The 19,964-nt window shown below is 73.1% G+C and carries 11 protein-coding genes; 10 read left to right on the top strand and 1 reads right to left on the bottom strand.

All coding sequences use genetic code 11. The features are described 5' to 3' along the window. The first annotated feature begins 124 nt into the window (after window positions 1–124). The 7 genes from glgX to ACH5AO_RS36330 all read left to right on the top strand — a co-directional run bounded on the left by glgX (window position 125) and on the right by ACH5AO_RS36330 (window position 12,984). A complete protein-coding gene (gene glgX, locus ACH5AO_RS36360) occupies window positions 125–2,392 on the top strand; it encodes a glycogen debranching protein GlgX (RefSeq protein ID WP_398932327.1) in 2,268 nt (755 codons plus the stop codon). Window positions 2,393–2,599: 207 nt separating this feature from the next. Further along, on the top strand, window positions 2,600–4,561 hold the full coding sequence (locus tag ACH5AO_RS36355; protein ID WP_398932325.1) for an ABC transporter ATP-binding protein: 1,962 nt from the start codon (window positions 2,600–2,602) through the stop codon (window positions 4,559–4,561). Next, window positions 4,558–6,408, top strand: coding sequence for an ABC transporter ATP-binding protein (locus tag ACH5AO_RS36350; protein ID WP_398932323.1), 1,851 nt, complete (start codon window positions 4,558–4,560; stop codon window positions 6,406–6,408). The genes ACH5AO_RS36355 and ACH5AO_RS36350 overlap by 4 nt, the downstream gene beginning before the upstream one ends. Before the next feature lie 30 nt (window positions 6,409–6,438). Further along, the gene (locus tag ACH5AO_RS36345; protein WP_398932321.1) at window positions 6,439–8,175 is read left to right on the top strand and encodes an ABC transporter ATP-binding protein; all 1,737 of its coding nucleotides are present in this window, start codon (window positions 6,439–6,441) and stop codon (window positions 8,173–8,175) included. After that, entirely contained in the window at window positions 8,172–9,971 is a 1,800-nt protein-coding gene (locus tag ACH5AO_RS36340) for an ABC transporter ATP-binding protein (RefSeq protein ID WP_398932319.1), read from the top strand. Before ACH5AO_RS36345 ends, ACH5AO_RS36340 begins: the two co-directional genes overlap by 4 nt. 373 nt (window positions 9,972–10,344) lie before the next feature. Then, complete coding sequence (locus tag ACH5AO_RS36335) at window positions 10,345–12,390, top strand: M4 family metallopeptidase (RefSeq protein ID WP_398932316.1); 2,046 nt, start codon at window positions 10,345–10,347, stop codon at window positions 12,388–12,390. 72 nt (window positions 12,391–12,462) lie between these two features. Continuing rightward, window positions 12,463–12,984, top strand: a complete 522-nt coding sequence (locus ACH5AO_RS36330) for a DUF1990 family protein (RefSeq protein WP_398932315.1) — start codon at window positions 12,463–12,465, stop codon at window positions 12,982–12,984. 272 nt (window positions 12,985–13,256) lie between these two features. Here the strand turns inward: ACH5AO_RS36330 and ACH5AO_RS36325 are convergent, their stop codons facing one another. Next, a complete protein-coding gene (locus ACH5AO_RS36325; protein ID WP_398932313.1) occupies window positions 13,257–15,875 on the bottom strand; it encodes a glycosyltransferase family 1 protein in 2,619 nt (872 codons plus the stop codon). A 261-nt stretch (window positions 15,876–16,136) separates the two neighbouring features. Here ACH5AO_RS36325 and ACH5AO_RS36320 point away from each other — a divergent pair, with 261 nt between their 5' ends. The 3 genes from ACH5AO_RS36320 to ACH5AO_RS36310 form a co-directional block, all read left to right on the top strand. Next, entirely contained in the window at window positions 16,137–17,339 is a 1,203-nt protein-coding gene (locus ACH5AO_RS36320; RefSeq protein WP_398932311.1) for a S8 family peptidase, read from the top strand. Between the two features lie 263 nt (window positions 17,340–17,602). After that, complete coding sequence (locus ACH5AO_RS36315; protein WP_398932309.1) at window positions 17,603–19,762, top strand: alpha-1,4-glucan--maltose-1-phosphate maltosyltransferase; 2,160 nt, start codon at window positions 17,603–17,605, stop codon at window positions 19,760–19,762. Then, window positions 19,759–19,964: alpha-amylase family glycosyl hydrolase (locus tag ACH5AO_RS36310; RefSeq protein WP_398932307.1), on the top strand; the 206-nt coding region annotated here is incomplete at its 3' end. The genes ACH5AO_RS36315 and ACH5AO_RS36310, both read left to right, overlap by 4 nt.

Genomic DNA, 19,964 nt, shown 5'->3' with positions numbered 1-19,964 from the left:
GCGAGGCACGCTCTGGGCAGAACAGTGGGAGGACGACGCACCGGGGAGCCGCGGCCGAGCCGACGAAAAGGGCCGTGCCCCCCTGTCCGCCGCCGTCCCCTCACGAGCCGCGGGAGGCTGACAGGTGTCCAGCGCAGCCGAGCAGGAGGCGGTGGCCTCAGGGCGGGCCACCGGGAACGGGCACCCGGCCGCCGTCGTGAACGGCGCGCGGCAGGCGCCGCCCGTGCCCACGGTGCCGGTGCGGCCGGGCCGGCCGACGCCGCTGGGGGCCCGGTTCCGGGTCGGCCCGGACGGGGTGGCGGGGACGAACTTCGCGTTGTGGGCGGGCGGGGCGGAGGGGGTCGAGCTGTGCCTGTTCGACGAGCGGGGCCGGGAGAGCAGGGCCCGGCTCACCGAGCTGACGCACGGGATCTGGCACGGTTTCGTGCCGGGCGTGCTGCCCGGTCAGCGGTACGGCTACCGGGTGCACGGCCGCTGGGACCCGTGGACGGGTGCCCGCTGGAATCCGGCGAAGCTGCTCCTCGACCCGTACGCGCGTGCCGTGGACGGAGCCAAAGGGAATGATTACAGCTCGTTGCCGCCGGAGGTGTACGGGCACGTCCGCGACTGGCCGGAGCAGCATGTGGCGGACACCGTGCGCGACGACCGGGACTCGGCGCCGTACGTCCCCAAGGGCGTGGTCGTCCATGACGACGACGACTGGGCGGACGACCGCCGGCCGAAGACGCCGTGGGCGGACTCGGTGATCTACGAGCTGCACGTGCGCGGCTTCACCAAGCTGCACCCGGGCGTCCCCGAGGAGCTGCGCGGCACGTACGCGGGGCTGGCGCACCCGGCGGCGGTGGAGCACCTGGTGCGGCTCGGCGTGACGGCGGTGGAGCTGCTGCCGGTGCACCAGTTCGCGCACGAGGACCACCTGCTGCGGCGGGGGCTGCGCAACCACTGGGGTTACAACTCCATCGGCTACTTCGCCCCGCACGCCGGGTACGCGGCCTCCGGGACGCGGGGACAGCAGGTGGGCGAGTTCAAGCGGATGGTGCGCGCGCTGCACGCGGCCGGCATCGAGGTGATCCTCGACGTGGTCTACAACCACACCGCCGAGGCGGGCGAGCTGGGCCCCACGCTCTCCCTGAAGGGCGTCGACAACCGCGGCTACTACCGCCTCCAGCCCGACGCCCGCCGGTACGCCGACTACACCGGCTGCGGCAACACGCTCCACGTCGTGCAGCCGCACGTGCTGCGCCTGATCACGGACTCCCTGCGCTACTGGGTGACCGAGATGGGCGTCGACGGTTTCCGGTTCGACCTGGCGGCGGCGCTGGCCCGCTCGATGCACGACGTCGACATGCTGTCGCCGTTCCTCGCGGTGATCGCGCAGGATCCGGTGCTGCGCCGGGTGAAGCTGATCGCCGAGCCGTGGGACGTGGGCGCCGGGGGCTACCAGGTGGGGGCGTTCCCGCCGCTGTGGACGGAGTGGAACGACCGCTACCGCGACGCGGTGCGGGATTTCTGGCGGCACGCGCTGCCGGATGTGCGGGAGATGGGCTACCGGCTGTCCGGGTCCAGCGACCTGTACGCCTGGGGCGGGCGGCGGCCGTACGCCTCGGTCAACTTCGTCACCGCGCACGACGGGTTCACCCTCCGTGACCTGGTGTCGTACGACCGCAAGCACAACGAGGCCAACGGCGAGGGCAACCGGGACGGCACGGACGACAACCGGTCCTGGAACTGCGGCGTGGAGGGGGAGACACGGGACGAGGAGGTACGGGCCCTGCGGCGGCGGCAGCTGCGGAACCTGCTGACCACGCTGCTGCTGTCGACGGGCGTGCCGATGCTGGTCGCCGGTGACGAGATGGGCCGCACCCAGCGCGGCAACAACAACGCCTACTGCCAGGACAACGAGATCGGCTGGGTGGACTGGACGCTCCTGGACGACCCGGACTGGCGGCCGCTGTTCGAGCTGACCTCCCGGCTGATCGCCCTGCGCCACCGGCACCCGGTGCTGCGCCGCCGGTCCTTCTTCTCCGGCCGCGCGCACTCCGCGGACGGGCTGCGCGACCTGGCCTGGTTCACCCCGCGCGGCACGGAGATGACCGAGGACGACTGGTACGCGCCGGCCGCCACGCTCGGCATGTACCTCTCCGGGCGGGACATCCCGGGGCGCGACGAGGACGGGGCGCCGGTCCTCGACGACAGCTTCCTGGCCGTCCTGCACGCGGGGCACGACCCGGTGGAGTTCGAGCTGCCGGGGCCGCCGTGGGCAAAGCGGTACGAGGTGGTGGTGGACACCGGGCGGGAGGCGCAGGCCGAGGCGCCCGGCGTGGAGCACCGGGCGGGGGCGAGGGTCACGGTGCCGGGCCGGACGGTGCTGCTGCTGCGGGTGCGGGACTGACCGCCTGCCACGGGTGCGGGTGCGGGACCGGCCGCCTGCCGCGGGTGCGGGAGGCGGCCGACCGTGACACACGAACGGGTATCGGCCGATCGGCTGACGCGGTGCGTACGGCTTTCCCGTAGCCGCAGGTCGTAGGACCAGCGGCGGAGGGGGGTCCGGCCGAAACTCGGTGGGCAGTGTCGGTGGCGATCCGTAGGCTCGCTGCTGATGCCCACTACACCTTCTCCCCCGGAATCCCGCTCCGTCGTGCGTACGCTGCTGCGGCTGTGGCCGTATGTGCGTCCCGTGCGGGCGCGGCTGTTCAGCGCCGCGTTCATCGCGATCGTCGCCTCCTGCATCGGGCTGGTCATCCCGCTCGTCCTGAAATGGATGGTGGACGGGCCGATCGCCGACCGGGACCCGGCGGGGGTGTGGCTGGGCGCGCTGTACCTGCTGCTGCTCGGGCTGGCGGAGGCGCTGCTGTTCGGGTTCCGGCGGTGGCTGGTGGCGCGTCCGCTGTCGCACGTCGAGGCGGAGATGCGGGCGGGTCTGTACCGGCACCTGCAGCGGCTGCCGGTCGCCTTCCACGACCGGTGGCCGTCGGGACAACTGCTGTCGCGGGCCACGACGGATCTGATGCTGCTGCGCATGTTCCTCGCCTTCCCGCTGACGTTCTTGCTGGTCAACGGGGTGACGATCCTCGTCGGCGTGATCATCATGCTGGTGCAGGACTGGACGCTGGGGCTGGTCATCCTGGTACCGGCCGTGCCGGTGCTGATCACGTGCGTGGTGTTCGAGAAGCGGTACTCCGGGGCGGCGCGGCTGGCGCAGGACCAGGTGGGTGATCTGACGACGGTGGTCGAGGAGAGCGTGCTCGGCATCCGGATCATCAAGGGGTTCGGGCGGCACCGCAGCCAGGCGCGGGCGTTCCGGGAGCTGTCGGGGAAGCTGCGCGGGACGGAGCTGCACAAGGCGCGGCTGCTGGCGACGATCCTGGGCGTCATCGTGACGCTTCCCGAGCTGGCGATCGGGGCGGCGCTGGTGCTGGGGGCCGTGCGGGTGGCGGACGGGTCGCTGTCGGCGGGGACGCTGGTGGCGTTCCTGTCCACGGCCCTGGCGCTGCGCTGGCCGGTGGACTCGATCGGCTTCCTGCTGGCCATGAGCCAGGAGGCGGCGACAGCCACGGAACGCTACTTCGAGGTCATGGACGCAGAGCCGGAATCCTCCGCAGCTGCGGGGTCCGCCGGAGCTGCGGGGTCCGCCGGAGCTGCGGGCAGTCGTGCCGCTGGGGCGATGGGGGTCCCCCCGCTCGAGCGGAGCCGAGAGTGGGGGAGGGTGGGCGCAGCGGCACCCCGCAAACGCCGGGCTGCGCAACACCCCCCGACCGGTGCCGGCACCGGCACCGGCACCGGCACCGGCACCGGCACCGGCACCATCGAAGGCCTACGCTTCGAAAACGTCACCTTCCGCTACCCCGACGCCCCCGACGACTCACCCCCCGTACTGCACCGCGTCGACCTCCACATCCGCCCCGGCGAATCCCTCGCCCTCGTCGGCGCCACCGGCAGCGGCAAGACCACCCTCACCGCCCTCGTCCCCCGCCTCCACGAAGTCACCGAGGGCCGCATCACCCTCGACGGCACGGACATCACCGAGATGTCCCGAGAAGAGCTCCGCTCCCGCGTGGCCGTCGCCTTCGAGGAGCCCACCCTCTTCTCGGCCGGCGTCGGCGAGAACGTCCTCATGGGCGGCGGCACGACCGACGAAGACCTCCACCGCGCCCTCGCCGTCGCCCAGGCCGACTTCGTCCACGCGCTCCCCCAGGGCACCGACACCCAGGTCGGCGAGCAGGGCCTCAGCCTCTCCGGCGGCCAGCGCCAGCGCCTCGCGCTGGCGCGCGCCGTCGTCGGGCGCCCCGACTTCCTGGTCCTCGACGACCCGCTCTCCGCCCTGGACGTGCACACCGAGGCCGCCGTCGAGGCCGCCCTGCGCCGGGTGCTCGCGGACACCACCGCCCTCATCGTGGCCCACCGCCCCTCCACGGTCCTCCTCGCCGACCGCGTCGCCCTCCTCTCCGGCGGCCGGATCACCGCGATCGGCACCCACCACGAACTGCTGCGCGACAACCCCGAGTACGCGCACCTCATGTCCGGCGCCCCCGCGGGGCTCCAGGAGGAGGACGAGCGATGACGGCGACCACCACCGCACCCGCCCGGGACGAGGACGACGACCGGACCCCGCCGTCCGACGACCCCTTCGACCGGGACCAGCTGCCCACTCCCCCGGGCGCCACCGGCGTACTGCTGCGTTCCCTGCTCTCCCCCATGCGCGGCAGGGTCGCCGTCACCGCGCTGTTGCTGCTGTTCCAGCAGGCCGCCGTGCAGGCCGGCCCGCTGCTGGTGGCGTACGCCATCGACCGGGCCGTGCCCGCGTTCCGCGGTGACGACAACGGGCCGCTGATCGCGGTGGCGGTGGGCTACCTGCTGTGCGCGGCGGCGGCCGGCGCGCTGCAGTACGGGTTCGTCACCACCTCCGCCCGGGTCAGCCAGGACGTGCTGCTCGACCTGCGCGGCCGCATCTTCCGGCACGCGCAGGCGCTCAGCGTCGACTTCCACGAGCGCTACACCTCGGGCCGGCTGATCTCCCGCTCCACCACCGACGTCGAGTCGCTGCGCGAGCTGCTGGAGGAGGGCCTGCAGGAACTGGTCATGGTCATCCTCTCCGCCGTCTACGTCTCGGTGCTGCTGCTCTGGCTGGACCTCGGGCTCGGGGCCGTCGCGGTGGCGTCGTTCGTGCCGCTGTACCTGCTCGTACGGTCGTACCAGCGGCGGGCGGGGCGGGTGTACCGGAAGCGGTCGACGGCCATCGCGGCGGTGATCGTGAAGTTCGTCGAGACGATGAACGGCATCCGGCCGGTGCGCGCCTTCCGCCGGGAGGCCGCCAACGACGCCGAGTTCGCGGTGCTGAACCGGCGGCACGAGCGGACCAACGGCGACGCGCTCCTCGAGATGGCCCGCTACGTCGTCGGCTCCCGGATCACCGCCAACACCACGGTCGCGCTGATCGTGCTGTGGGGCGCCCACCGGGTCGCGGACGGGTCGCTGGAGCTGGGCGTCCTGGCGGCGGCGGTCCTCTACCTCCGCCGCCTCTACGACCCGATCGACCGCCTCGGCATGTTCCTGAACTCCTACCAGTCGGCGGCGGCCTCGCTGGAGAAGATCGCCGGCCTGCTGGCGCAGACCCCGTCCGTGCCCGAGCCGACGTCCCCCCGCGAGCTGCCGGAGCGGCGCTCCGGGCTCCCCGGCCGGGAGGTCGTCTTCGACGACGTCCGGTTCGCGTACCGCACCGGCGGCGAGGTACTGCCCCGCTTCGGCCTCACCCTCCCCGCCGGGCAGACCGTCGCCGTCGTCGGCTCGACGGGCGCGGGCAAGTCGACGCTGGCGAAGCTCCTCGCCCGCTTCTACGACCCCACCGACGGCCGGGTGCTGCTCGACGGGACGGACCTGCGTGACCTCACGGGGCGTGATCTGCGGCGTGAGGTGGTGATGGTGACGCAGGAGGCGTTCCTGTTCTCCGGAACGGTCGCCGAGAACATCTCGATCGGTCGGCCGGACGCCACCCGCCAGGAGATCGAGCGTGCGGCGAAGGAGATCGGCGCGCACGACTTCATCGCCGCGCTGCCCGACGGCTACGACACCGACGTACGCAAGCGGGGCGGCCGCATCTCGGCCGGTCAGCGCCAGCTGGTCGCCTTCGCGCGGGCGCTGCTCGCGGACCCGGCGGTCCTCATCCTCGACGAGGCGACCAGCTCGCTGGACATCCCCGGTGAGCGGGCGGTGCAGCGGGCGATGGCGACGGTGCTGAAGGGCCGTACGGCGGTGGTGATCGCCCACCGGCTGTCGACGGTGGAGATCGCCGACCGGGTGCTGGTCATGGAGCACGGACGGATCGTGGAGGACGGCAGCCCGGCCGAACTGATCGCCGGCACGGGCAGGTTCGCCGACCTGCACCGGGCCTGGCGGGACAGTCTGGCCTGACCGCGACGGCGCACGGGGGGAGAACGAGCGGTGATCGACGCGTACGAGGATCCCGGCACGCCCGAGCGGCGGGGCGGGGCCCGGTATCTGTGGTGGCTGGTGCTGCGGCAGCCGGGGCGGTGTGCGGCGGGGGCGGTGCTGAGCTGTGTCTGGATGGTGCTGCTGGCGGCGACGCCGTACGCGATGTCCCGGGCCGTGGACGAAGGGCTGGAGCCGGGTGACATGGGGGCGCTGGCGTGGTGGACCGGTGCCCTGTTCGTGGTGTGCGTGGTCAACGCGTGGCTGAGCATCATGAGGCACCGCACCATGACGCGGGTGCGGATGGACGCCAACTTCCGCACGGTGAAGGTGGTCGTGGGGCAGACGGTGCGGCTGGGTGCCTCGCTGGAGCGGCGGACCGGGGCCGGGGAGGTCGTCACCATCGGGGTGGGTGACGTGCAGATGATCGCCCAGTCGCTCACGGCCGTCGGGCCGGGGATCGGCGCGGTGGTGGCGTATCTGGTGGTGGCCGGGCTGCTGTTGTCGGTGTCGCCGCTGCTGGCGCTGGTGGTGCTGCTCGGGGTGCCGGTGATCGGGCTCGCCGTCGGGCCGCTGGCGGGGTGGCTGCAGGGCGCGGAGACGGAGTACCGGGAGCGGCAGGGCGTGCTGACCGCGCGGATCGGTGATCTGGCGGGCGGGTTGCGGGTGCTGAGCGGGCTGGGCGGGAAGAATCTGGTCGCCGACGCGTTCCGCCGTGACTCGGGGCGGCTGCGGGAGCAGGGCTACCGGGTCGGGGCCGTGACGAGCTGGATGCAGGCGCTCTCCGCGGGGCTGCCGACGCTGTTCCTCGCGGGGGTGACCTGGATCGCGGCGCGGCAGGCCGCGCAGGGGCACATCAGCGTGGGTGAGCTGGTGTCGGTGTACGGCTATGTGGCCGTACTGGTGTGGCCGGTGATGTTCCTCATCGAGTGCGGCTACTCGCTGAGCCGGGGTGTGGTGGCCGCCCGGCGGGTGACGGCGCTGCTGCGGCTGGAGCCGCCGCCCGACGCCGCCACCGCCGACGCCCCGGCCGAGCCGTCGGTGCTGTACGACCCGGAGTCGGGGGTGCGGCTGCTGCCGGGCCGGCTGACCGCGCTCACCGCCGCGCGTCCCGCCGACGCGCTCGCCGTGGTGGACCGCCTGGGCCGGTACGCGCCGTCCGACGTGACCTGGGGCGGGGTCCGGCTGGACGAGATCGCGCTGGCGCGGGTGCGGGAGCGGATCCTGGTCGCCGACGCGGAGGCGGACCTGTTCGCCGGTCCGCTGCGGGAGGTGGTGGCCGGGCGCGGGGATCCGTCCGACGAGGACGTGCTGGGCGCGCTGCGCGCGGCGGCCGCCGACGACATCGTGCGGGGCCTGCCCGGCGGGCTGGACTCGGTCGTGTCCGCGCAGGGCCGCAGTCTCTCCGGCGGTCAGCGGCAACGCGTGCGGCTGGCGCGGGCGTTGCTGGCCGGTCCGGAGGTGCTGCTGGCGGTGGAGCCCACGTCGGCGCTCGACGCGCACACCGAGGCCACGGTCGCCGACCGGCTGCGGGAAGCCCGCGGGGGCCGTACGACGCTGCTGGCCACCACCTCGCCGCTGGTGCTCAGCCGGGTCGACGAGGTGATCTTCCTGGTGGACGGGAAGGTGGCCGCGAGCGGCAGCCATCGTGCGCTGCTCGCCACCGAGCCCGCCTACCGGGACCTGGTGGCCAGGGACACCGAGGAATCCACCGTCGAGGAACCCACCGCCGAGGAGGTCGCGAGATGAGCGGGGAGCGACTCCCCCTGGCCGGGCCCGCCGAGGTGCGGCGGGCCGCCGCGGAGCTGGTGCGGGCGGACGGGCGGGCCTTCGCCGGTGTGCTGGCGCTGAACGGGCTGGCGGCCGTGGTGGGGCTGGCCGGGCCCTGGCTGCTGGGGCGGATCATCGACGAGGTGCGTGCCGGGGGCGGGCCGGCCGTGGTGGACCGGCTGGCGCCGGTCATCCTGCTGTGCGCCGTCGCCCAGTTGCTGCTGTCGCGCTGGGCCCGGTTCGTGGGGCACCGTTTCGGGGAGCGGACGCTGGCGCGGGTGCGGGAGCGGTTCGTGGACCGGGCGCTGGCGCTGCCCTCGTCGGTGGTGGAGCGGGCGGGCACGGGTGACCTGACGGCCCGGGGAACGGCCGATGTCACCGCCGTCGGTACGACCCTGCGCGACGCCGGGCCGTCGTTGCTGGTCAACGCCGTGCAGTCGCTGTTCGTGATGGGCGCGGTCCTGGTGGTGAACCCGCTGCTGGGCTTCCTCGGGCTGCTCGGGCTGACGCCGATCTGGTGCGTGCTGCGCTGGTACCTGCGCCGGGCCCGCGGCGCCTACCTCGCCGAGGGGGCGGCGAACTCGGACGTGGCGGAGGTCGTCGCGGCGACGGCGTCGGGGGCCCGCACGGTGGAGGCGTTCCGGCTCCAGGAGCGGCGGATCCGCGCCAACCGGGAGGCGCTGGAGACCTCCCGCCGCACCCGGTTCCGCACGCTGTTCCTGCGCACGGTGTTCTTCCCGGTGGTCGAGGTGTCGTACGTCGTGCCGGTGGCCGGGGTGCTGCTGATCGGCGGGTGGCTGCACGGGCGGGGCGCGGTGAGCCTCGGGGAGGTGGTGGCGGCCTCGCTGTACCTGCTGCAGTTGAGCGGTCCGCTGGACGAGGTGCTGATGCGGCTGGAGCAGTTGCAGGCCGGCGGCGCCTCCTTCGCCCGGGTGGAAGGGCTGGCGCGGGCGCCGCGCGCGGCGGAGCGGGGCGACAGTTCGGATCCGGTCGACGACCGCATCGATGTGACGGGTGTGTGTTACGCCTACGACGGCGGCGGCGAGGTGCTGCGCGGGGTCGATCTGACGGTGACTCCGGGCGAACGGTTGGCCGTGGTGGGGCCGTCCGGTGCGGGCAAGACCACGCTGAGCCGGCTGCTGGCGGGCGTGGACGCGCCGACCGCGGGAACGGTGACCGTGGGCGGGGTACCGGTTTCCGGCCTGGACCCGGAGCGGCTGCGGCGGCAGGTGGTGCTGGTCACCCAGGAGCACCACGTGTTCCTCGGGTCGGTTCGCGACAATCTGCGCATCGCCGAACCGGCCGCCGGGGACGGGGAGTTGTGGGCGGCGCTGGCCGTGGTCGGTGCCGAGGCGTGGGTGCGGGAGCTGCCGGACGGGCTGGACACGGAGCTGGGCGAGGGCGGCCACGCCACCGACGGTTCGCAGGCGCAGCAGCTCGCGCTGGCGCGGGTGGTGCTGGCCGATCCGCACACGTTGATCCTCGACGAGGCCACCGCGCTGCTCGACCCGACGACCGCCCGGCACACCGAGCGCGCGCTGGCGGCCGTCCTGGAGGGCCGTACGGTCATCGCCGTCGCCCACCGCCTGCACACCGCGCACGACGCCGACCGGGTGGCGGTCATGGAGGACGGCCGCCTGACCGAACTGGGCACCCACGACGCCCTGGTGGCGGTCGGCGGGGCGTACGCGAGCCTGTGGCACTCCTGGCACGGCGACAACAGCCCGTCCGGCACAACCAGCCCGTCTGGGGGTGCCCCCTCTGGGGGAGTTTGAGGACGAGGCCCGAAGGGCCGATGGGGGTCTGGGGCGCAGCCCCAGGGACGGGAAGGGAAGGGGCGGCGGGGGCGAAGAACACCGAATCCCACCCCACCCGCACCCCCCGCCCTCAACCCACCCCCAACTGTTCGTATACCGAACCCGAACTCCCGGACAACGAACGGTTTCCGGCCAAATTCCTGACGCGCTCCTGACAGAAACCGCGATCCCCTGCCACTCTTCCCACGGCCGCTCGACAGCAACCCCACAGCACCACCCCACCGCTGCCCCGCGGCCACAGCGAATGGCACTTCCGTTCTGCCCGGCCGGCCCACCCGCCGTCCGGTCTCCCCAGGCCGCGCGATCCGCGGCCCCGCAGAAGGAGTCAGTGTTGAGAAGCAGGTCGTCCCACAGACGCACCCCCCACGCCACGCACCGCCGTGCCGCCGCCGTCGCCCTCGCCGGGGTGGCCGCGCTGATCGCCACGGCCGTGCAGTCCGGCAGCGCCACCGCCGCCCCCGAGCAGGCACCGACGGCGGCGAGCGAGGCGAAGCCGGGTTCGGAGTCGGTCAAGCTCACCCCGGCCCAACGCGCCGCGCTGATCCGGGAGGCGAACGCCACCAAGGCGGAGACCGCCGAGGCCCTCGGTCTGGGCGCGAAGGAGAAGCTCGTCGTCCGTGACGTCCTCAAGGACCGCGACGGCACCGTGCACGTCCGCTACGAGCGCACCTACGACGGCCTGCCCGTCCTCGGCGGCGACCTGGTCGTCCAGGGCGACAGCGCCGGTGAGGCCGACGCCGTCGTCAAGGCCACCCGGGCCGCGGTGAAGCCCGCGACCACCACCGCCGAGGTGCCGGCCGCCAAGGCCGAGCAGCAGGCCCTGTCCGCCGCGAAGGCCGAGGACGCGAAGGGCGCCGAGGTCGACCGCGCCCCGCGCAAGGTGGTCTGGGCCGCCGGGGGCGAGCCGGTCGTGGCGTACGAGACGGTCGTCGGCGGGCTCCAGCACGACGGCACCCCGCAGGAGCTGCACGTCGTCACCGACGCCACCACGGGCGAGAAGCTGTACGAGTGGCAGGCCGTCCAGAACGGAACCGGCCACACCGTCTACAGCGGCACCGTCGACCTGACCACCACCCAGTCCGGGTCGTCGTACAACCTCACCGACGGGGCGCGCGGCGGGCACAAGACGTACAACCTGAACCGGGGCACCTCCGGCACCGGCACGCTGTTCTCCGGCTCCGACGACGTCTGGGGCAACGGCAGCCCCTCCAACGCGGAGTCCGCCGCCGCCGACGCCCACTACGGGGCCGCGCTGACCTGGGACTACTACAAGAACGTGCACGGCCGCAGCGGCATCCGCGGGGACGGTGTGGGCGCCTACTCCCGGGTCCACTACGGCAACAACTACGTCAACGCCTTCTGGTCCGACAGCTGCTTCTGCATGACCTACGGCGACGGCTCCGGCAACGCCAACCCGCTCACCTCGATCGACGTGGCCGCGCACGAGATGACCCACGGTCTCACCTCGAACACCGCGGGCCTCAACTACAGCGGCGAGTCCGGCGGCCTCAACGAGGCGACCAGCGACATCTTCGGCTCGACCGTCGAGTTCTACGCCAACAACTCCTCCGACGTCGGTGACTACCTCATCGGCGAGGAGATCGACATCAACGGCGACGGCACCCCGCTGCGCTACATGGACGAGCCGAGCAAGGACGGCGCGTCCAAGGACTACTGGTACTCCGGTATCGGCAACGTCGACGTGCACTACTCGTCCGGCCCCGCCAACCACTTCTTCTACCTGCTGAGCGAGGGCAGCGGCACCAAGACCATCAACGGTGTCAGCTACGACTCGCCCACCTCGGACGGCCTCCCGGTCACCGGCATCGGCCGCGCCAAGGCGGAGAAGATCTGGTTCCGCGCGCTGACCACCAAGTTCACCTCCACCACCAACTACGCGGGCGCCCGCACCGGCACCCTGGCGGCGACCGGTGAGCTGTACGGCACGGACAGCGCCGAGTACAAGGCGGTGCAGGACGCGTGGGCGGCCATCAACGTCGGCTCGCGCTCCGACGACGGCGGTGGCGGCGGTACGTCCTTCGAGAGCGACGCCGACGTGTCCATCCCGGACTACGGCTCCGCGGTGACGTCCTCGATCACCGTCTCCGGGTGGACGGGCAACGCGCCCTCCAACCTCCGGGTCTCGGTGGACATCGTGCACACCTACAGCGGTGACCTGGTCCTCGACCTGGTGGCCCCGGACGGCACGGCGTACCGCCTGAGGAACCGCACCGGCGGCTCGGCGGACGACATCAACGAGACCTACACGGTCAACGCCTCCTCCGAGACCGCCAACGGCACCTGGAAACTACGGGTGCAGGACGCGGCACGGTACGACACCGGTTACATCAACGGGTGGAAGCTCACCTTCCCGTAAACCGGACACGCAGTGCGTGAGCGGCGCCCCGCCTTTCCCCGAGGCGTGGGCGCCGCCCTACTCTTGGGTCCCATGTCTTCGGCGGACTTCACCTACGACCACGTCGGCGCCACCCGGGAGCCCGGTTTCTGTCCCCCCGGCTTCCACCCGATGCGCGTCCGCACCCGCATCGGCGAGGGCGAGGCGGTCTTCCGGCAGGCCGCCCGGGCGCTGCTCACCTGGGAGTTGCACCGGGAGCTGGGGGTCGGTGTCGAGACCGCCGCCGACCGCGCGGCCCCGGACGTCGACGTCACCATCGTCCTCGCCGGGGTCGTGAAGGCGCCCTGCCGGGTGGTGTGGACGGTGGAGGAGCACCGCAGGGCCGGCTGGGCGTACGGCACCCTGGCCGGGCACCCCGAGTGCGGCGAGGAGTCGTTCGTCGTGGACCGCACCGGCGACGGGACGGTGTGGCTGACGGTGGAGGCGTTCAGCAGGCCGGCCCGCTGGTACTCCCGCGCGGGCGGCCCGGCCACCCGCGCGATGCAGCACGCGTACGCCCGCCGCTGCGGCAAGGTCCTTCGCCGGCTGGCGACGAAGGGCATCGAACAGGACTGACGCCCGCACGCCGCCCCGCAGCCTGCGGGCAGTCGTGCCTCCCCCAGTGCCTCAAAGGCCTGGGAGGTGCCCCCAGGGCGGCACGGGTGGGCGCAGGCGGCACTCTCCAGCGGACCGCGCCGTCACCTCCGCCCGGCACTGTTCGTCGCCCCCGCCGCCCCTTCCCGTCCCGTCCCTGGGGGCTGCGCCCCCAGACCTCCCTTCGGCCCTGAACGGGCCTCGTCCTCAAACTCCCCCAGAGGGGGCACCCCCAGACGGGCTGGTACGTCACCTCACCGCATCAGCAGGCCCGCCCCCTCCACCACGTCCTCCGACGGCACCGCCACCAGCCCCAGCTCCGCCCCGGACGCCAGCAGCCGGTGCCCGGGCAGGATCCGCACCGTGTAGCCGAAGGGCCCCGTCCGGTCCAGGGCCAGCGGCCCCTCGTACACCCAGCGCCCCTCCGGGTCGGGCGCGCCCACCGGCTTCAGCGGCACCGCCGCCGCATCGGTGATGCGGTCCTCCTCGTCCACCCGCCCGGAGACCGCCTGCACCTCGACGTCCTCCGGTTTCAGACCGCCCAACCCCACCCGCACCCGCAGCGCGAGCGTGGTGCCGAGTTCCGCGGTGGCCGCGGTCACCGACGTCTCGACGTGGTCGACGGTCACCCCGTGCCAGGCCGCCCGCACCCTCGCCTTCCACTCGGCGAGCGCCCGCGCGGAGTCCGGGTCCATCGCGCGGTGCGCGTGCGCGGCGGGCGCGTACAGCCGCTCCACGTACTCCCGGACCATCCGCCCGGCCAGCACCTTCGGGCCGAGCAGGCTCAGCGTCCGGCGCACCATCTCGATCCACCGGTCCGGCAGCCCGTCGCGCCCCCGCTCGTAGAAGCACGGCGTGATCCGCTGCTCCAGCAGGTCGTACAGTGCCGCGGCCTCTATGGCGTCGCGCCGGTCCGGGTCGGTGCCCGCCCCGTCGGCCGTCGGGATGGCCCAGCCGAAGTCGGGCTGGAACCACTCGTTCCACCAGCCGTCGAGCACGGACAGGTTGAGGCAGCCGTTGAGCGCCGCCTTCATCCCGCTGGTGCCGCACGCCTCCAGCGGCCTGAGCGGGTTGTTCAGCCAGATGTCGCAGCCGGGGTAGAGCTTCTGCGCCATCGCCATGCCGTAGTCGGGCAGGAACACGATCCGGTGCCGCACGCGCGGGTCGTCGGCGAAGCGGACCAGTTCCTGGATGAGCCGCTTGCCGCCGTCGTCCGCCGGGTGGGCCTTGCCGGCGACCACGATCTGCACCGGCCGCTCGGGGTGCAGCAGCAGCTCCGTCAGCCGGTCCCGGTCGCGCAGCATGAGCGTGAGCCGCTTGTACGACGGGACGCGCCGGGCGAAGCCGATGGTCAGCACGTCCGGGTCGAGCACCCCGTCGATCCAGCCCAGCTCGGCCGTGCCGGCGCCGCGCTGCCGCCAGGAGGCGCGCAGCCGCTCGCGCACCTCGAGGACCAGCTGCTCCCGCAGGGACCGGCGCAGCTCCCAGATGTCCTGGTCGGCGATGTCCGCGACGGAGTCCCAGCGGTCGGAGTCGCCGACGCTCAGCGCCTCCTCGGCGCGCTGGGCGCCGATCTGCCGGGCGCCGAGCCGGAACACCTCGGGGGCGACCCAGGTGGGCGCGTGCACGCCGTTGGTGACGGAGGTGATGGGCACCTCCTCGGGGTCGAAGCCCGGCCAGAGTCCGGCGAACATCTCGCGGCTGACGTCGCCGTGCAGCAGGGAGACGCCGTTGGCGCGCTGGGCCAGGCGCAGGCCCATCACGGCCATGTTGAACAGGCCGGGTTCACCGCCGGGGTAGCTCTCCGTGCCGAGCCGGAGGATGCGGTCGACCTCCATGTGGGGCAGTTCGGCGTGCGGGCCGAAGTGCCGGGCGACCAGTTCGCGGTCGAAGCGGTCGATGCCGGCCGGGACGGGCGTGTGGGTGGTGAACACGGTTCCCGCCCGGACCGCCTCCAGGGCCGCGTCGAAGTCCAGCCCGTCCGCGCGCAGTTCGGCGATGCGCTCCAGGCCGAGGAAGCCCGCGTGGCCCTCGTTGGTGTGGAACACCTCGGGTGCGGCGTGTCCGGTGAGCCCGCAGTACGTGCGCACCGCCCGGACCCCTCCTATGCCGAGCAGCATCTCCTGGAGCAGCCGGTGCTCGCTGCCGCCGCCGTAGAGCCGGTCGGTCACCCCGCGTTCGCCGGGGTCGTTCTCCTCGACGTCGGAGTCGAGCAGGAGCAGCGGGACCCTGCCGACCTGGGCCAGCCAGATCCGGGCGCGCAGGCAGCGGTCGCCGGGCAGGGCGAGGGTGATCTGGGCGGGGGTGCCGTCGGGCTCCTCGAGCTGGTCCAGGGGCAGCTCGTGGGGGTCGAGGACGGGGTAGTGCTCCTGCTGCCAGCCGTCCCGGGACAGGGACTGGCGGAAGTAGCCGTGCCGGTAGAGCAGGCCGACGCCGACGAGGGGGACGCCGAGGTCGCTGGCGGCCTTGAGGTGGTCGCCGGCGAGGATGCCGAGGCCGCCGGAGTACTGCGGCAGGGCGGCCGTGATGCCGAACTCCGGGGAGAAGTAGGCGACGGCGGCGGGCAGCCGGTCGGTCTGCGCCTGGTACCAGCGGTCGCCGGTCAGGTAGGCGTCCAGATCGCGGGCGGCCGCGTCGAGGCGGTCCAGGAAGTCACGGTCACCGGCCAGCTCGGTGAGCCGCCCGGCCGGCACGCTGCCGAGCAGCCGTACGGGGTCGCGGCCGGTGGCGGCCCAGCGGCCGGGGTCGACGGAGCGGAACAGGTCACGGGTCGCGGCGTGCCAGGACCAGCGCAGATTGCGGGCCAGGTCACTGAGGGGGCGCAGGGGGTCGGGGAGCACGGGTCGGACGGTGAATCGACGGATCGCCTTCACAAGCCACCTCGGCGGGTTCGTGAGAGACGCGGTGTGCGTCCGGGCATCGTTGCCGACAGTACCGGCGCGGACACGAGCCGCGCGGGAGGCCGGGGGACACGGGTACCTCCGTGCCCCCGGCCAAACGATTCACCGCATGATGGATATGGCCGATTCCGCCCCCGTAGGCGTCCTTGTCGCGCTTCGTCCCGCACGAGACGCTTCCCCTTTGGCGCACCGGCCCGCGCCGGACGCGCCGAGCGGAGGAGGGGAACTCGGACCATGTCACGGACGCGCAGGCGGCGTCCGCGTCGGGCGGGGGTCATGACGGCGGTGCTGTGCGCCGCGGCGGTCTCGGCCGCCACCCCGCCCGCGCACGCCGCGCCACAGGGACGGATACTCGGCGCCGGGGCACCCGGCTCCGTGACCGGCAGTTATCTGGTGACGCTGAAGGAGGGGACGGCGGCCCGCTCGGCGGCAGGCAGGGACCTCGCCGAGGGGTACGGCGCGAGAATCAGCCACACCTACGACAGGGTGCTCAACGGGTACGCCGTACGGGCCGACGCGAGACAGGCCGGGCGCCTGGCCGCCGACCCGCGGGTCGCCTCGGTGGTCCAGGACACGCGCGTCACCCTGGACGGCACGCAGGGGAACCCTCCGTCCTGGGGCCTGGACCGGATCGACCGGCGCGCCCTCCCGCTGGACGGGCGCTACGCCTGGCCGGGGTCGGCGGGCGCCGGGGTGACGGTCTACGTGATCGACACCGGCGTACGGACCACGCACCGGGACTTCGCCGGACGGGCCCGTCACGGCTGGGACTTCGTCCAGGGAGACCGGACCGCCCAGGACGGCAACGGACACGGTACGCACGTCGCCGGGATCGTGGCGGGCGCCTCGTACGGGGTCGCCAAGAAGGCGCGGATCGTCTCCGTGCGCGTCCTGGACGACGCCGGCGCGGGCACCACCGCGCAGGTGATCGCCGGTATCGACTGGGTCACCCGGAACGCGAGGAGGCCCGCGGTCGCCAACCTCAGCCTCGGCGGCTTCCACAACGCGCAGCTGAACGCCGCCGTGCGCACCTCCATCGCCTCCGGCGTCACGTACACGGTCGCCGCGGGCAACGAGGGCGGGCCGGCCGCGCTGTACTCGCCGGCGGGCGTGAAACAGGCCGTCACGGTCGGCGCGACCGACCGGCAGGACAAGAAACCGGCCTTTTCCAACGTCGGTTCCGCCCTCGACCTGTTCGCCCCCGGGGTCTCGATCACCTCGGCCTCCGCCGCGAGCGACACCGCGCGGGCCACCCGCTCGGGTACGTCGATGGCGTCCCCGCACGTGGCGGGCGCGGCGGCGCTGTATCTGGCCGAGCACCGGCGGGCGACCCCGGCCCAGGTGGCGAACACGCTGGTCAAGGGCGCGGCGAGCGGGAAGGTGGCCGGGCGCGGGCCCGGCTCGCCGGACCGGCTGCTCCAGGTTCCGCGCGCGTAGCGGCACCCGCGCGGGACGCCGGGCGCCGGCCGTCCGGGACGGCACCGGCGACCGTGGGAGCGCGCCCACCGACGACCGGCTCCGTCCCGTGCGGACGGGGCCGGTCTTGTATGTCGACATACGCGTGAGTAGTTAACAAAGTGCCGGGTTGCCCACCCGAACAGTGTGGGAAGGCTCCTGCGGGTACTCCCTCAGCAGCACCACGCAGGACCCACCTCCCCACAGTCATCCGCCCACCCACGTTGACGCGGACAGGAGCGGTCATGCCCGCCAAGCACCACTCGTCATCCCCCCCGACCCCAGGTTCCCGTACCCCCGCGGGGCGCGGCGCCGGATCCCCTCCGGTCCGCCCGGCCGAGACCGGCCCCCCGCCGCCCACACCCGCGGCACCGGCCCCCGCGACCGTCGTGGGGCGCATCCCGGTCCTCGACGTCCGGCCGATGGTGCAGCGGGGGAGGCGGCCGGCGAAGGCCGTGACCGGTGAGACGTTCGAGGTCTCGGCGACCGTGTTCCGGGAGGGGCACGACGCGGTGGCCGCGAATGTGGTGCTGAGGGACCCGGAGGGGCGTCCGGGTCCGTTCACGCCGATGCGGGAGCTCGCGCCCGGCACGGACAGGTGGGGGGCGACCGTCACCGCCGGGGAGCCGGGGCTGTGGTCGTACGCCGTGGAGGCGTGGGGTGATCCGGTCACCACCTGGCGGCACCACGCGCGGATCAAGATCCCGGCGGGCATGGACACCGAGGTCGTCCTGGAGGAGGGCGCCCGGCTGCACGAGCGGGCGGCGGCCCAGGTGCCCGACCCCGGGTCCAGGGGCGTCCTCCTGGCGGCCGTGGGCGCCCTGCGCGACGAGAGCCGTCCGGCGGCGTCCCGGCTGGCGGCGGCGTTGACGCCGGAGGTGGACGCGGTGCTGGCCCGGCACCCGCTGCGCGAGCTGGTCACCAGCAGCGACCCGCTGCCGCTGCTGGTGGAACGCGAACGGGCCCTGTACGGCGCCTGGTACGAGTTCTTCCCCCGCTCCGAGGGCACACCACAGAAGCCGCACGGCACCTTCGACACCGCCGCCCGCCGCCTCCCGGCGATCGCCGCGATGGGCTTCGACGTCGTCTACCTCCCACCCATCCACCCCATCGGCACCACCCACCGCAAAGGCCCCAACAACACCCTCAACGCCGGCCCCGACGACGTCGGCGTGCCCTGGGCCATCGGCTCCCCCGAGGGCGGCCACGACGCCGTCCACCCCGACCTGGGCACCCTGGAGGACTTCACCCGCTTCGTCGCCCGGGCCGGCGAACTGGGCCTGGAGGTGGCCCTGGACTTCGCCCTGCAGTGCTCCCCGGACCACCCCTGGGTGCACAAGCACCCCGAGTGGTTCCACCACCGCCCCGACGGCTCCATCGCGTACGCGGAGAACCCGCCGAAGAAGTACCAGGACATCTACCCCATCGCCTTCGACACCGACCTGGACGGGCTGGTCGCCGAGACCTGCCGGGTGCTGCGGCACTGGACGGCCACCGGGGTGCGGATCTTCCGCGTCGACAACCCGCACACCAAACCGGTCCTGTTCTGGGAACGCGTGATCGGCGAGATCAACCGCACCGACCCCGACGTGATCTTCCTGGCCGAGGCGTTCACCCGCCCCGCGATGATGCACACCCTGGCCCAGATCGGCTTCCAGCAGTCCTACACCTACTTCACCTGGCGCACCACCAAGCGGGAACTGACCGAGTACCTCACCGAACTGTCGGGGGAGGCCGCCTCCTACATGCGGCCCAACCTCTTCGCCAACACCCCCGACATCCTGCACGCCTACCTCCAGCACGGCGGCCGCCCCGCCTTCGAGGTCCGCGCCGTCCTGGCCGCCACCCTCTCCCCCACCTGGGGCATCTACAGCGGCTACGAACTCTGCGAGAACACCCCCCTGCGCGAGGGCAGTGAGGAATACCTCGACAGCGAGAAGTACCAGCTCAAACACCGCGACTGGCAGACCGCCGAACGCGAGGGCCGCACCATCACCCCCCTCATCACCAAACTCAACACCATCCGCCGCGAGAACCCGGCCCTGCGGCAACTGCGCGACCTCCACTTCCACCACGCCGACAAGGAGGAGGTCATCGCCTACGCGAAACGGCGTGGTTCGAACACGGTTCTGGTGGTCGCCAACCTCGACCCCCACCACACCCAGGAGGCCACGGTCTCGTTGGACATGCCGCAACTCGGCCTGGACTGGCACGAGTCGGTACCGGTGCGCGACGAGCTCACCGGCGAGACCTATCAATGGGGCAGGTCCAATTATGTGCGCCTGGAGCCGGGGGGAGCGCATGTGCTCGTCGTCGGCCGGGCATCCGGGAGTGAGCCCCCGGACGAGCACAGCCGTGTCCTGCGACCGTCCAGCCCGTCGATCGGAGGGTCACCCACAGCATGATCGTCAACGAACCCGTCCCGGACACCTTCGAGGACACCCCCGCCAAGGACCGGGACCCGGACTGGTTCAAACGAGCCGTCTTCTACGAGGTCCTGGTCCGCTCCTTTCAGGACAGCAACGGTGACGGCATCGGCGACCTGAAGGGTCTGACCGCCAAACTGGACTACCTGCAGTGGCTGGGCGTGGACTGCCTCTGGCTGCC

It is taken from the genome of Streptomyces sp. NPDC018964 (genome assembly GCF_044390325.1).
Lineage (GTDB): Bacteria > Actinomycetota > Actinomycetes > Streptomycetales > Streptomycetaceae > Streptomyces.
This window is presented reverse-complemented; position numbering and strand designations above follow the sequence as displayed.